This window comes from Mycobacterium sp. E2699, from assembly GCF_001666745.1.
GTDB lineage: Bacteria > Actinomycetota > Actinomycetes > Mycobacteriales > Mycobacteriaceae > Mycobacterium.
This window is the reverse complement of record NZ_LZJH01000063.1, coordinates 73105-86608: the sequence shown is the minus strand read 5'-3', so window position 1 is coordinate 86608 and position 13504 is coordinate 73105. Positions and strand designations below refer to the sequence as shown.

At 70.9% G+C, this 13504-nt stretch carries 12 protein-coding genes and 1 pseudogene; 4 read left to right on the top strand and 9 right to left on the bottom strand.

The features are described from left to right. The first annotated feature begins 180 nt into the window (after positions 1-180). Complete coding sequence (locus A5696_RS10165; RefSeq protein WP_231964280.1) at positions 181-1593, top strand: amidase; 1413 nt, start codon at positions 181-183, stop codon at positions 1591-1593. On the opposite strand, the gene A5696_RS29140 is transcribed toward A5696_RS10165, so the two are convergent. From A5696_RS29140 to A5696_RS10135, 7 genes and pseudogenes are all read right to left on the bottom strand, one after another. After that, positions 1575-2462, bottom strand: coding sequence for an N-acetylmuramic acid 6-phosphate etherase (locus tag A5696_RS29140; RefSeq protein ID WP_369803320.1), 888 nt, complete (start codon positions 2460-2462; stop codon positions 1575-1577). The genes A5696_RS10165 and A5696_RS29140 overlap by 19 nt on opposite strands. 117 nt (positions 2463-2579) lie before the next feature. Beyond that, positions 2580-3377, bottom strand: a pseudogene (locus A5696_RS29135) (BadF/BadG/BcrA/BcrD ATPase family protein); the annotation flags it as partial. Continuing rightward, positions 3322-4260, bottom strand: a complete 939-nt coding sequence (locus A5696_RS10155) for a DUF1254 domain-containing protein (protein WP_067877406.1) — start codon at positions 4258-4260, stop codon at positions 3322-3324. The pseudogene A5696_RS29135 and the gene A5696_RS10155, both read right to left, overlap by 56 nt. A 57-nt stretch (positions 4261-4317) precedes the next feature. Beyond that, a complete protein-coding gene (locus A5696_RS10150) occupies positions 4318-5553 on the bottom strand; it encodes a cytochrome P450 (RefSeq protein ID WP_067877288.1) in 1236 nt (411 codons plus the stop codon). A gap of 103 nt (positions 5554-5656) precedes the next feature. Beyond that, positions 5657-6112: a nuclear transport factor 2 family protein gene (locus A5696_RS10145; RefSeq protein ID WP_067877284.1), complete on the bottom strand. Its 456-nt coding sequence runs from the start codon at positions 6110-6112 to the stop codon at positions 5657-5659. A gap of 31 nt (positions 6113-6143) precedes the next feature. Continuing rightward, complete coding sequence (locus A5696_RS10140) at positions 6144-7346, bottom strand: MFS transporter (protein WP_067877281.1); 1203 nt, start codon at positions 7344-7346, stop codon at positions 6144-6146. 22 nt (positions 7347-7368) lie between these two features. Next, on the bottom strand, positions 7369-8256 hold the full coding sequence (locus A5696_RS10135; RefSeq protein ID WP_067877278.1) for an NYN domain-containing protein: 888 nt from the start codon (positions 8254-8256) through the stop codon (positions 7369-7371). A 105-nt stretch (positions 8257-8361) separates the two neighbouring features. Here A5696_RS10135 and A5696_RS10130 point away from each other — a divergent pair, with 105 nt between their 5' ends. Further along, positions 8362-9234, top strand: a complete 873-nt coding sequence (locus A5696_RS10130; RefSeq protein ID WP_067877274.1) for an alpha/beta fold hydrolase — start codon at positions 8362-8364, stop codon at positions 9232-9234. Between the two features lie 3 nt (positions 9235-9237). Here the strand turns inward: A5696_RS10130 and A5696_RS10125 are convergent, their stop codons facing one another. Continuing rightward, positions 9238-10479 carry a cytochrome P450 gene (locus A5696_RS10125; protein WP_067877270.1) on the bottom strand — a complete coding sequence of 414 codons (1242 nt, stop codon included), beginning with the start codon at positions 10477-10479 and terminating at the stop codon, positions 9238-9240. 95 nt (positions 10480-10574) lie between these two features. Between A5696_RS10125 and A5696_RS10120 the strand changes: the two genes are divergently transcribed. Both A5696_RS10120 and A5696_RS10115 read left to right on the top strand, forming a co-directional pair. Further along, on the top strand, positions 10575-10934 hold the full coding sequence (locus A5696_RS10120) for a hypothetical protein (RefSeq protein ID WP_068278893.1): 360 nt from the start codon (positions 10575-10577) through the stop codon (positions 10932-10934). Between the two features lie 38 nt (positions 10935-10972). Continuing rightward, positions 10973-11341, top strand: a complete 369-nt coding sequence (locus tag A5696_RS10115; protein WP_067877260.1) for a hypothetical protein — start codon at positions 10973-10975, stop codon at positions 11339-11341. 3 nt (positions 11342-11344) lie between these two features. Here A5696_RS10115 and A5696_RS10110 read toward each other — a convergent pair whose 3' ends face one another. Then, the gene (locus A5696_RS10110; protein ID WP_067877257.1) at positions 11345-13480 is read right to left on the bottom strand and encodes an FUSC family protein; all 2136 of its coding nucleotides are present in this window, start codon (positions 13478-13480) and stop codon (positions 11345-11347) included. Positions 13481-13504: the final 24 nt, after the last annotated feature.

The window sequence follows — 13504 nt, the reverse complement described above, 5'->3', positions numbered from 1 at the left end:
GGGGCGGGTCTCCAGATTTTGACCGATGTTTGCTGCTCCGGTGGACTGCACGCCCCGCCCAACGGGCCGCGCGTCACGAGTGGCGAGATCAGCTCGTGACGCGGGAAGAGTGACCGATAGCGGTGGGACCGCCGTGGTAGACCGGTTGTCGTGACGGGTCTTGCCGAGGAAACGCGCTGGATGGACGCCACGGACCAGGCGGCTCTGGTGGCCACCGGTGAGGTGACGCCGGGCGAGTTGCTCGAGGCGGCGATCGAGCGCATCGAGCGGTCCAACCCGGCGCTGAACGCCGTCGTCATCGAGTGGTTCGACCACGCCCGCTCGGTGGCCGCCGGCCCCGGCCTGCCGAAGGGCCCGTTTCACGGGGTCCCGTTCCTGCTCAAGGACCTTTACACGAGTTACGCGGGTCAGACCCTGTCGAACGGCAACGTCGCGCTCAAGGAGGCGGGCATCCTCGACACCGCCGACACCACGCTCGTCGCCCGATTCAAGGCGGCCGGCCTGGTGATCGCAGGGCGGACGAACACCCCCGAGATGGGCAGCCTGCCGACCACGCAACCGCTGGCCTGGGGGGCGACACGCAACCCGTGGGCGCTCGATCGCACACCGGGCGGCTCCAGTGGCGGCGCCGCCGCGGCGGTGGCCGCCGGGATGGTGCCCATCGCCAACGCCTCGGACGGTGGCGGCAGCATCCGGATCCCGGCGTCGTGCTGCGGGCTGGTGGGGCTCAAGCCCAGCCAGGGACGGGTCACGGTCGGCCCGGTCCGCGCCGAGACCGGGCTGGGCGTCGAGCTGTGCGTCAGCCGGACGGTGCGCGACACGGCGCGACTGCTCGACGCGGTCCGCGGCCCCGGCGTCGGCGACTCCGTCATCGCGCCGGCACCCCACCGGCCGTACACCGAGGAGGTCGGCGCCGACCCCGGGCGCCTGCGCATCGGGCTGCTCGACGTGCATCCGCGCGGCGACGTGCTGCACGAGGACTGTGTCGTCGCGGTGCGCGCCGCGGGCTCGATGCTGCAGGGTCTCGGCCACATCGTCGAGCCGGCCTGGCCGGCGTGCCTCGCCGACACCACGCTGGTCGAGAAGTTCATGGCGTTGTGGGCGACGCAGCTGGCGATGGCGGCGCGCGGGTTCGGCGAGACGCTCGGGCGGCAAGTGACCGCCGACGACATCGAGCCGGTGAACTGGGTGCTCATCGAACGGGCTCAGCGGGTGACCGCCGTCGACTATGCGGCCGCGCTGGACGCGGCCCACGCGTTCCGGCGCGCGCTGCAGCAGTGGTGGGCCGACGGCTGGGACCTGCTGCTCACGCCGACGGTGGCCGAACCGCCGCCGGCGCTCACGGAATTCGAGAACAATCCCGACCGGCCGACCGCACCGATGCGCCGCGGCGGGCAGTTCGCGGCGTTCACGCCGCCGTTCAACATGAGCGGGCAGCCCGCGATCAGCCTGCCCCTGCACCGCAACGCCGAAGGGCTGCCCATCGGCGTCCAGCTGGCCGCCGCCTATGGGCGCGAGGACGTGCTGATTCGCGTTGCGGCGCAACTGGAATCGGCGCATCCGTGGTCGTCGGTTCATCCCCCGCCGCCCTGACGCTGACGCGCGTGGACGGCTTCCCGCACGCGTCCGCGCGCCCGGTCGAGCCGGCCGGCGGCCTCGGCCGCGTCGACGCCCGCGAGCAGGGCGACGATGGCGGTCTTGGCGTGCCCGCCCGCGGCGGCGAGCGCAGCGGCCGCGGCCTCCTCGTCGACGCCTGCCGCGTCGCGGACGATCCGCACCGCGCGGCGGCGCAGCTTCGCGTTGGTCGCCCGCACGTCGACCATCCGCGGTCCGTAGGCCCGGCCGAGCGCGATCAGCACGCTCGTCGAGAGCGCGTTGAGCACGACCTTCTGGGCCGTCCCGGCGGTCAGCCTGGTCGAACCGGCGAGCACCTCGGGCCCGGTCAGCAACTCGATCACCACGTCGGCCGTCGCCTCGCTGCCCGCGTTGTTGACGACGGCGACGGTCAGCGCGCCCACCGCGCGCGCGTGCCGGAGCGCGCCCAGCACGTACGGCGTGCGGCCCGACGCGGTGATCCCGACGAGCGCGTCCGCGGCGGTCAGGTCGGCGAGATCGGCCGGTTCGAAACGGTCTTCGGCGCCCTCGATCGCGTCGGTCAGCGCCGCCGGGCCACCGGCGATCACGCCGCGCACGCGGTCGGTGCCGAACGTCGGCGCGCACTCGGCCGCGTCGAGCACGCCGAGGCGCCCGGGTGTGCCCGCGCCGGCGTAGATCAGCCGGCCGCCCCGTTCGAGCCGCGCCGCGACCGCCTCGGCCGCCGCCGCGATCCGCGGGACCGCCGCGACCACCGCGTGGTGGGCCTCGCCCTCGGCGGCGACGAGCAGCGCGACCACCTCGCCGATGGGCCGCGCGTCCAGGTCGTCCAGTCCCGGCCGGACGGCCTCGGTGGCGAGCGTGTCCAGGCCCCCCGCGGAGGCAGCGCCCTGGACGCGGATCACGTGCGGCTCGTGGATCGCCCCCAGCCGCAGCGCGCCGTCGAGCGCGTCGCCGGCGGCCGGCACGACGTCGAGCCGCCCGCGCAGGGCCTCGAATCCCGCCAGGCCGCCGACCATGGCCACCGGGCCGGCCCCGGCGGCACGGGCGGTTGCTGCGAGCGCCTCGGCGGCGGCGCCGACGATCCCGCGGGCCGCGGCATCGCTGTGCGCGGCGAGGACGTCGGGCGCGAACGACGCGAGCGCGGCGGCATCGGCGAGTTGCGCGGGCCAGGTCCGCGGCGCGCCGAAGCGGGCGCGGGCCGCGTCGAGCAGCGTGGTGGACGGGCCCCGGCCGTCGTGGGCGCGCAGCGCCGCCCGCAACCCCGCCGCGCCGATCCAAGCCCCGCCGCCCTCGTCGCCCAGCCACGGGCCCCAGCCGTCGGCGGTCCGCAGCGCGCCGTCGGGGCCGATCGCGAGCGCCACCACACCGGTGCCCACGACCAGCACGACGCCCGGCCTACCGCCGAGCGCGCCCGCGTGCGCGATGACGGCGTCGCTGGTCACCGCCACGCGCCCGGCGCCCAGCGAGGCCAGCAGCGCGGCGGCCAGCTCGCGCGCCACGTCCGGCGCCGCCTCGGCCCCGGCGGCGCCCACGATCACCTCGGTCACCGGGCCGAACTCGCGCACCAAATCGCCTGCCGTGGCCAGGATCGCCGCCTCCGCGGCCCGCAGCCCGCCGTGCGCCGCCAGGCCCGGCGCGCCCGCCCCCTCGGCCCTCCGCGCGCCCGCCGCGGCCCGGCAGGACGTCTTGCCGAGGTCGACGGCGAGGATCACCGCACCATCCTTGTCACGAAATCGGTTCAGCCGCTGGGAACTTCCAGTCGCCGTTGAGGACCTTGTCATGGGGTCGGTACAGCCGGACCAAATAGTTCCATCCCGGCGTGATCGGCAGGCAGTTGGCCCTCGCGGCGCCGCAGCCGCCGAACTGAATCGTGATGCTGCCGTCGGGAGCGCGTTGAGCGGTGAGGTTGTTGAGCGAATAGGCGTTTTGCGGGTTGGGGGAGAAGTAGCCGTCTTTGTTGTAGACGGTCACCGACCAGAAGCCGTCGACGGGCACCTCGCCCACGGTCAGCCGGTGCACGGTTGCCCCGTCGTTGTCGGCGGGGTAGACGCTGAAATAGGTGGCGTCTTTTTCCGGATTGCCGCCCCACGCCGACGCGGAGCCGATCAGCCGCCGCACCGGGTCGGTGTCCCGTCTGGTGCCGAACATCCCCTTGGAGTCGGGCAAAGTGGTCGAGAGCTGAAGTAGCGCGTCCCGCACCACCTTCTGACTGACGGGGTCCCACCTGGGAATCTCGAAGTCGCCCGCGTCGTCCTGCCGCACCGCAATGGCGTCCTGGAGCGCATGGACCGCGTCCAGATCGGCGGCGTCGTCGGGGTCGACCAGGGTGCGGATGGCGACCATCACATATCGCGTGCCGATGTCATCGCGGGCGAGGGTGCGTTCGCCCTGCCCGTAGAACACCGCCGGCACGTAATGGTCCTCGGTGATCACCTGCATCGACATGAACCGGGCGCCGGAATCGGGCAGCGAAATCGTCGCCGGCCCGGCGTCGAGGTCGAAGACGCCCGCCGAATACAGCGTGTCCCGGTTCGAGCGCACCACCAGCTGCTGGTCCAGCGGCGTGAGCTCCCGGAAATGGATGAACCGCCCGAAGCCGCCGCCCTTGACGACATTGCCGAAATACGAGTCGGTTTCGGCCCGGATGAAGTTGTCTGCCGACACCGGCTCCGCGCCGTCGGGTGTGGTGCGCGCGTTCACCGTTCGGACGATACGCCGGGACTACCGGTCAGTGTCGAACTCGATGGGCAGGCTGGTCGGGCCGCTCAGGCTCACCATCGGCTTCCACGGCACCGGGCCGGCGGTGCGCGGGTTCAGCAGCCGGCTCGCGATGACGTTCAGCGCCTCGGCGATCTCGCACCGGGCCAGGTTGGCGCCCAGGCAGTAGTGCGCGCCGCCGCCGAATGTCAGGATGGGCGGCGCGCCCTCGCGCGTGATGTCGACGCGGTCGGGATCGTCGTAGACCGACGGATCCCGGTTGGCCGCAGCGGTATTCACCAGAACCGTCGTGCCGGCGGGAAAGAGGTAGCCGTCCACTTCGGCATCCTTTGCCACCAGGCGCAGGGTCCCGCACGCGATCGGCGAGTGGCGCATGGTCTCCTCGACCGCACGCATCGCCAGTTCGGGCCGCTCCTTGAGCAGTCCCCACTGCTCGGGATGCTCACACAGAACGTGCACCGAGGCGGCCACCTGGTTGCGGGTGGTATCGGTCCCCGCCAGCAGCAGGCCGCCCGCCATCATGCGCAGCTCGTCTGTGCTGAGCCGGTCGCCGTCTTCCTCGGCGCGAATCAGGTCGGACAGCAGGTCGTCGGTGAGGCTGTGGCGTCGCCGGGCGACCATGTCGTCGACGTAGTCGTCGAGTTCGCCCCACGCCCGCATCACGACAGGCTCGACGTCGCGCAGGTCGACCGTGAAGCTGAAGGCCTTGAACACGTCGTCGGCCCACAACGAAAACCGCTGCCAATCCTCGCGCGGCGCGCCGAGCAACGCGCAGATGACCGGGACCGGGTAGGGGCGTGCGAGATCGGTGACGACGTCGCATCGGCCCGCGTCGGCAACCTGGTCGACCAGTTCGTTCATCACGGCGACCATGGTGTCGTGCAGGCGCAGGGTCGCCCGCGGCGTGAATGCCTTGGACGCCAGGCTTCGCACCCGATGGTGCGCTTCGCCCTCCATGCACAGCAGGCTGTTGACCACCTTGTCCCACAACGGCCCCGAGTCGATGCCCTGGCTGAGCATGTTCAGCCCCGGCGGGATCTGGAACCGGGGGTCGCGCAGCACCGAACGCACCAGGCGGTAGGAGAGCACTTCGGGGCCGAACGGCCCCATCGCGACGGGAGCCTGCCGCTGCGCCGCCTGCAGCCGGGGATAGACCTCGGCGGGCGTCTCCTCGACCTCGTACGTCAGCGCCGGCAGGTCGGCATCGAAAACGCTTGTGGGAGCGGCACCGACGGTCATGACGGTCTCCTCGCGACAACTTCCGCACAATGTATGGCCACGCCGGGCGGCTGTCAACGACGTCGACGGCAGGTGGCGGCCGTCCGGCGAGAGTCGCCATACATCAAGCCTGGGATGTATTCCCCTGGCCAGGCTCGAGCACGTTCACCTGTCGCACCACCCGGCCGGCCTTCAGGTGAGTGGTTTGCACGACCACGTAGTCGAGCGATGCGCCGGTCGCGCTCGTCCGGTGGCGCAGGCGCGCACGTCGCACAAACGACCCCCGCGTCGCCTCGTCCAGGGAGAGGTTCTCGATGGTGTTCTCGTCGTAGCGGTCGAAGACCGCATGCCAGAAGTTGAACACCGCCTGGCGGCCCCGAAGCGGATCCCCGGTGTACAGCGGGGGCGGCGGGCCGTACTCGACGTCGCGGGCGAACAGGCCGAAGACCGCGGCCAAGTCGCCGCGATTGAATGCGTCGCGGGCGCGCTCGAACGCGGCCCGCAGCACGCGCCGGCGGACCGAGACGGGAAGCCGGGTCACCACCATGACGAGCAGCGCCGCGAGGCCGGGCGCCCTCACCTCGACCCGGTCCGCAAGCGGACGCGAAAACCTAGCCGACGCGCACACCGCGGACCAGTTGGCTGCCGATCAGCAGGACCGCGAACACGCCGCCCGTGATTCCCGAAATGAGTAGTGGCAGTTGGCCGTTCGAGCCCCACAGAAAACCCGCCCACAACCCGGCCACCAGGACCGCCAGCCCGGTACCGCCCTGGAACACCCCCTGCGCGCTGGCCTGGTGCTCCGGGCCGACGAGCCCCGAGATCCAGGCCTTGCCCACACCGTCGGTGCACCCGGTGAACAGGCCGTACGCGCCGAGCAGCAGCCAGGCCGTCACCATGTCGGTGGTCAGTCCCAGCCCGACGTAGCCGACCGCGAAGAAGGTCAGTCCGAAGCCGAACAGCGCCGGCCGGCCGATGCGGTCGGCGAGCGCCCCGGCCGGGTAGCTGGCCAGCGCGTACACCGCGTTGTATCCGACGTAGGCCAGAATCACCTGCGCCACCGAGAAGCCGATCTCGTTGAGCCGCAACAACAACAGGGCGTCGGGGAAGTTCACCACGCTGAAGCCGATGAGCAGTGCGGTGATGCGCCAGTACCGTCGCGGCAGCGTGCGCACGCCGGCCCACATCGACGGGCGGTGCGGGCGCGGGGCGGGACGGTGGCGCTCGCGCACGAGGAAGACGAGGGCCACGCTCAGGATGGCGGGGACGATCGCCACGTACAGCAGGGGCGGGATCCGGTGGTCCAGCAGTTCGTAGCCGGCCAGCCCGAGCAGCGGGCCGACGACGGCGCCCAGGGTGTCCATCGCGCGGTGGAAGCCGAAAGCCCGGCCGCGCAGCGCCTCGTCCACGTCGTCGACGAGCAGCGCGTCCCGCGGCGCGCCGCGGATGCCCTTGCCGAGCCGGTCCACGACGCGACCGGCGAGCACACCCGGCCACGCCGCGGCCACCGCGATGATCACCTTGCCCAGCGCCGCCATCCCGTAACCGGCGGCGATCAGCGGGCGCCGGGCGAACCTGTCACCCAGCGGACCCGCCGCGATCTTGGTGAGCGAGGCCGCGCCCTCGGCGACGCCCTCGACCGCCCCGACCACGGACGGGGGTGCACCCAGCACGGCCGTGAGGTAGATCGGCAACAGCGGATACAACAGTTCGCTGGCCGCGTCCTGCAGGAACGAGACCCCGGACAGCACCCGAACGTTGCGGGTGAGCCAGCGGGGCCCCGAGCGTCCGGGCCGGAGGACTTCCTGCGTCACGGTCGTAGCGTAGGGGAGGGGCTCACTCCGGTACGCGCAACCGCACCATCCGGGTCGTCGAACTCTCATCCAACTCGACGACGTCTGACCGCGACCGCAGGAAATCGCTGAATGACCGGAATCCCAAAGACTTCTCGCTGAACGACGGGTCCATCCGCTTCATCTGTGCCTTCACCGCCGAGTTGTGCAGCCAGTCGACGTCGTCTTTTTCCAGGCCGATCTGCAGCGCGCGCGTCAGCAGCGCGGTGGCGGTGACCTGCGGGTCGGGTGGCTCGTCCGGTTCGTCGCGCCTGTCCGACTTGGTGCGTCCGGCCCGTCGCTTCGGCTCGGCCCCGCCCGAAGCCGGTTCCGCCTCGAGCACCGGAACCCCCGGCAGCGCGTCGTAGATGACGAAGTCGTCACAGGCGGCCGCCAGCGCCCGGCTCGACGAGCCGGCCACCCCGATGCCCACCACGTACCGGCCGAGCCGCTTGCAGCGCTGCGCGAGCGGGATGTAGTCCGAGTCGCCGGCCACCACCACCACGTGGGTCAGATCGGGCAGCCGGAACATGTCCTCGACCGCATCGACGGCCAGCCGGATGTCGGCGCCGTTTTTGCCGTACGCCGCCGCGGGGAACAGTTGCACCAGGTCGACCGCCCGGGCGACAAGCTGCCCGCGATAGCCGGCGTTGACGTCCGCCGACCAGTCCGCGTAGGCGCGGGTGAGCACCAGCGTCCCGAACGACGACGCGAAGTCGATGATCGCGCCGACGTCGACCGTGGCCCTGGCCAGCCGCTCGGGGTGCTTCTCGAGTCCTCCGGCCTTGTCCCGCTGAAACGAGTTTCGGCCGTTCACCTGGTCGTACCGCGAGATGACGATGTTGTCGAAGTCGAGGTAGACCGCTACGCGGGCCGCGCCTGGTTCGGTCATGCCCTCAATCTTGTACGCGAAACCACATCGAGCGGTAAAGAGGAGTTTTCGTCACTATTCGCCTGAGACCCGGCGAAACCGCATAAAAGCGGGTACACGGGCGCCATGAGCGGTTTGAAATTCCTGGAGCTCCACGGTGACCGGGTCGCCTACCGCGACGAGGGCGACGGCGAGGTGCTGCTGCTCATCCACGGGATGGCCGGCAGCTCGGAGACGTGGCGGGCGGTGATACCCCCGCTGTCGAAGAAGTTCCGGGTGATCGCCCCGGACCTGCTGGGTCACGGCCAATCGGCGAAACCCCGCACGGACTATTCGCTGGGCGCCTTCGCGGTCTGGCTTCGCGACCTGCTCGACGAACTCGGTGTCAGCCAGGCCACCCTGATCGGTCAATCCCTCGGGGGTGGGGTCGCGATGCAGTTCGTGTACCAGCATCCCGACTACGCCAAGCGCTTGATCCTGATCAGCAGCGGCGGCCTCGGTCCCGACGTCGGGTGGGTGCTGCGGTTGCTCTCGGCGCCCGGCGCGGAGCTGGTGCTGCCGATCATCGCGCCGAAGCCGGTGCTGTCCGTCGGCAACCAGCTCAGGTCGTGGTTGCGCAACGCCGGCATCCAGTCGCCGCGCGGCGCCGAATTGTGGAGTGCCTACTCGTCGCTGTCGGATCGGGACACGCGCCAGTCATTCCTGCGGACGCTGCGCTCGGTGGTGGACTACCGCGGGCAGGCGGTCAGCGCGCTCAGCCGGCTCGGTGTGCGCCAGGACCTACCGGTGATGGCGATCTGGGGGGAGCGCGACGGCATCATCCCGGTGGATCACGCGTATGCCGCGCACGAAGCGCGTACCGACGCGCGGCTCGAGATTCTGCCCGACGTCGGCCACTTCGCGCAGGTCGAGGCGCCGAGCCAGGTGGTGGAGTTGATCGAGGACTTCATCGCGAGCGGCGACCGCCACGATGTGGACAGCCACCAGGCGAGCTTCTAGTCCCTAAGCCGGGCTGCCCTGGTAGTCGACCTGCCAGTGCTTGATGCCGTTGATGAACGACGACCGCAGCCGCTGGGGCTCGCCCCTCGGGGTCAGGTCGGGCAGGTGGTCGGCGATCGCGTTGAACATCACGTCGATCGTCATGCGCGCGAGGTTGGCGCCGATGCAGTAATGCGCACCGGTGCCGCCGAACCCGAGATGCGGGTTGGGGCTGCGAAAGACGTCGAAGGTGTACGGGGTGTCGAAGACCTCTTCGTCGAAGTTGGCCGAGCGGTAGAACATCACCAGCCGCTGGCCCTTTTCGATCGGCACGCCGCCGAGCTCGGTGTCCGCCAGCGCGGTCCGCTGGAACGCGGTGATCGGGGTCGCCCAGCGGATGATCTCGTCGGCTGCGGTCTTCGGCCGGTGCGCTTTGAACCGCTCCCACTCGTCAGGGTGGTCGGCGAAGGCCATCATTCCCTGCGTGATCGAATTGCGCGTCGTCTCGTTGCCGGCGATGCCCAGCGTCACCACGAACATGCCGAATTCGGCGTCGGATAGCCGCTGGCCGTCGGCGTCGGCCCGGACCAGGGCCGTGACGATGTCATCCCCCGGGTTTTCGGCCTTTCGCGCCGCCAATTGCATTGCGTACCACATCAACTCGCCGGCCGCCGTCAAGGAGTCGTATTCGGCGAACTCCGGGTCGTCGGTGCCGATCATCCGGTTGGACCAGTCGAAGAGCTTGTCGTGGTCCTCCTGCGGCACGCCGAGCAGGCCCGCGATCGCCTGCAGCGGCAGCTCGCAGGCCACCTGGAGGACGAAGTCGCCCGACCCCGCCGCGGCGGCCTCGGTGGCGATGCGCCGCGCCCGCTCGCCGAGGTCGGCGCGCAGCCGCTCGACCGCGCGCGGGGTAAAGGCGCGCGAGACGATCTTGCGCAGCCGGGCGTGTTCGGGGTCGTCCATCATGATCATCGACGTCCGGCCCGCCTCGATCTGGCCCGCTGCCACGTCGTCCCGATAGCGCGGCACGATGGATTTCGCGGCCGACGAGAAGACGTCGCTGCGCAGCGAGACCTCGCGGACGTCGCGGTGCTTGGTCACCACCCAGTAGCCGCCGTCGCCGAACCCGCCCTGACCGGGCGGCTGCTCGTTCCACCAGATCGGGGCCGTCCGGCGCAGCTCGGCCAGTTCCCGCACCGGAAGCCGGTGGGCGTAGATGTCGGGATCGGTGAAGTCGAACCCCGGCGGGAGGTTCGGTGTGTCCATGGGGAGATGGTAGTCGCGCCGGCACGGCGGCGAGCGCAAGAATTTCGCAAGAAATCGGCCAAAACCCGGCAAGCGGCGTGCGGCAACCTGAGCGCATGCACGTCGGCCACATCCCGAGCTCGTTCCTCGCCGGCGCCCTCCTTTTGGCGGTTGCCGGAGGGCCGGTCGCGGCGACCGCCCACGCCGACGACGACCACTGTTCGTCACGGACGGGGTGCTACCACGGCCCCGGGATGCGCTGGTGCCCGGGCGATTACGTCTGGCCGGGGCTGCGGGCCACGGGGTGGGACCTGAACGTGTGCCACGTCTACCACGAGCAGTGCCCGCCGGGCTATTACGGCGGTTGCCCCGACAACATCGTGGAGGGACCTCCTCCGCCGCCACCGCCCCCCATCTTCCGCACCCGAGAAGACTGCGAGCGGGCGCTCGGATTCATCTGCGCGTTCGCGCCCTAGCCCGGAGAACCCAAATGCGAACCCTCCCAACGAGAATCATGGCAATCATTGAGGCCGGCCTGTTGGGCGCCGCGATCCTGATCGGGATTCCCGCCAAGGCCGAGGTGACGGCGCAACCCGCGCTGAGCCAGTTCCACCCACTGCAGCCACCGCCCGCCCCGCCCACCGACGCCAAGGCGGAGGTGCAGGAGTTGCTCCGGCAGACCTCCGAGCTGGACGACCAATGGAACGATCTGCCCCCGGCGCAGCGAAATCAGCGGCTGACGGCGCTGCAGCAGCAGGCCACCACCGTGCAAAATGACGTCAACAACCTTCCTCCCGAGCAAAAGCCCGAGGTGCAAGGCATGCTGATGCTGGCCGTCATCCGGCTGGCGAACATCCTCGGGAAAATGCGGGCGGCGTCCTGAGGTTCAACCCGCCACCGGGCTGGGCACCTTCGGATTGTCGCGGACGCCAAGGTTGGTGGCAGCGGTGATGATGGCCCGCTCGATCTGGCGAAGCGCGTGCACCGCGGTGAGGAACCGCCGGGTGTCGGGCCGTAGTACGCCGTCGGCGTCCTGTTGCCGGGCCAGCGTCTCGGCGGTGTCGAGGTCGTCGGTCACCGACACGATCGCCGGAGCGCTGGCACCGCCGATGGCGCCCAGCAGCGCGTCGATGTTTCGCTGCGTCTGCGCCGCGGCCGACATGAAGGCATCGGCCAGCCCATGCGAGGAACCGGCGGGGTCCTGGTACTGCTCGGCGCTGCGCGCCAGGCTTCGCCCGTAGCGGTCGCACGCGGCGAAGATCCGCAGGCCGCTGCGGATGCTTCGCCGCCCGGCCAGGCCGGCCACCCCGGCCAGCAGCGGCTTGGCGCTGGTCCGGAATTGCTGCAGCGCCCGGTCGAGTCGGCGGGCCTGTTCGGTCGGGCTCGCGGTCTCGTCCTCACCGAACATGGTCGCCGTGGAGATCTCGATCAGCGCGGACAGCGCCGTCAGGAACGCGCGGGTGTCGTTCCGGATGGTGGTCCGGGTGTTCGTGGGCAGCACCAGGATTGCCACCGCGACACCGATGACGGCCCCGATCGCGGTTTCTTCGATCCGCAGCATCAGCACGCCGAACGAGAATTGGCCCAGCAGGCCATACATCAGCGCCAGCATCGTGGTGATCCAGAAGGTCATCAGGCTGTAGGTGACGGTCATGAAATAGAAGGCGCAGAACAGGCACACGAAGATCGCCACCAGCGAGCCCGTCGTGTCCCCGGCGAACAGGGTGGCGACCAACACGCCACAGGGCACCCCCAGGACGGTGCCGAGCAGCCGCTGCCAGCCCTTGGTCAGGGTTTCGCCCCACGAGTTGGTGCCCGCGAAGATCACGAACGCCGCGATCACCGCCCAGTACCAGCGGGCCGGCGACACCAGCTCGCCGGTGACGATGGCCAGCGATGCGGCGATGCTCACCTGGATGGCTTGCCGGGTCGTCGGCCGCAGACCGCCGTCCTGCGCCGAGCCGGTGTCCCCCTCCTCGCCGTCGGGCGGCGCGGCCGCGTTGCTCCGCGGGGCGGCGGCTTTCCCCGCGGCGGCGTCCTCGACGATCGCGTGGACCTCCGCTGTCGCCGTCGCGGCGTTGACGATCGCCAGCGCGAGGCGGCGAACCGCGGCTTCCCCGGCGTCGTCCGCCGCCGTGTGCTGGTCGAGGATCCCCTGGGCGCGGGCCGCGACCCGGGCGAGGTCGCCGGCCCGGGGCGCGCGGATCGCGCGCGCGAGCTGGGTGAGCGCCGCGACCAGTTCGGCGCGCGCGGCTGCAGGCAAGTCGGCGGACAGCGCGGCCGCCCGCCGGCCCGCGGTGCCGACCCATTCGATGGCCAGCTCGGCGTCGAACAGCCAGGGAGCCAGCTGTTCGCTGCTGACCCCGGGCCACAGCATGGCGGGGTCGGCCTTGTCTTCGATCTGATCCTGCATCATCAGGGCGGTCTCGTTGAGCCGGATGGTGCGCGCGCGCATGCGGCGGCGGCGCCGTTCGTCGAGGCGGCCGGTAGCCACCGCCTCGGCGGTGGTGTCGACCACGATGGCCATCCGGGCCCGCAACGCCCGAACGGTGGCGCGTAGCACGCGCTCCGGCCGGTCGGGCAACACGTAGGTGCTCATGACGAACGTGCACAGCGTTCCGACCACCACCGCCCCGATCAACCAGGGCAACTCCGAAATCCTCGCTCGCAGATACAAAGTGAAGAAGTAAGACATGAACGCGACCATGCCCAGCGCCCTGCCGCGCGCACCGAAGCGCCGGATGTACACCGCGGTGAAGACGATGGCGACGAAGGCGACGTCGCTGGCGACGGTGTAGGGAGCGAGCAGCGCGGCCGCGGTGATGGACAGCGCGGCGGGCACCGGCAGCAGCGCCATCGTGATCCGTTGCCTGCGCAGGTCCGGCTCGTTGACGGATCGCGACGCGACCATCGTGACGACGACGCCGAGCAGGGCGACCGTCAGGGGCTGTCCGGCCGCTCTCGTCACCGCGTACATGATCAGCAGCGAGCAACCCAGTGCGGCCGTCGTCCGCGTCGCCATCCGGAGCCGCAACAGGCCGGGATC

Bases quoted from the DNA above. Each gene is read 5' to 3' on its own strand.
- A5696_RS10165 (WP_231964280.1), top strand. From the start codon at position 181: ATGGACGCCACGGACCAGGCGGCTCTGGTGGCCACCGGTGAGGTGACG.
- A5696_RS10150 (WP_067877288.1), bottom strand. From the start codon at position 5,553: ATGACCGTCGGTGCCGCTCCCACAAGCGTTTTCGATGCCGACCTGCCG.
- A5696_RS10135 (WP_067877278.1), bottom strand. From the start codon at position 8,256: ATGACCGAACCAGGCGCGGCCCGCGTAGCGGTCTACCTCGACTTCGAC.
- A5696_RS10130 (WP_067877274.1), top strand. From the start codon at position 8,362: ATGAGCGGTTTGAAATTCCTGGAGCTCCACGGTGACCGGGTCGCCTAC.
- A5696_RS10125 (WP_067877270.1), bottom strand. From the start codon at position 10,479: ATGGACACACCGAACCTCCCGCCGGGGTTCGACTTCACCGATCCCGAC.
- A5696_RS10120 (WP_068278893.1), top strand. From the start codon at position 10,575: ATGCACGTCGGCCACATCCCGAGCTCGTTCCTCGCCGGCGCCCTCCTT.
- A5696_RS10115 (WP_067877260.1), top strand. From the start codon at position 10,973: ATGGCAATCATTGAGGCCGGCCTGTTGGGCGCCGCGATCCTGATCGGG.
- A5696_RS10110 (WP_067877257.1), bottom strand. From the start codon at position 13,480: ATGGCGACGCGGACGACGGCCGCACTGGGTTGCTCGCTGCTGATCATG.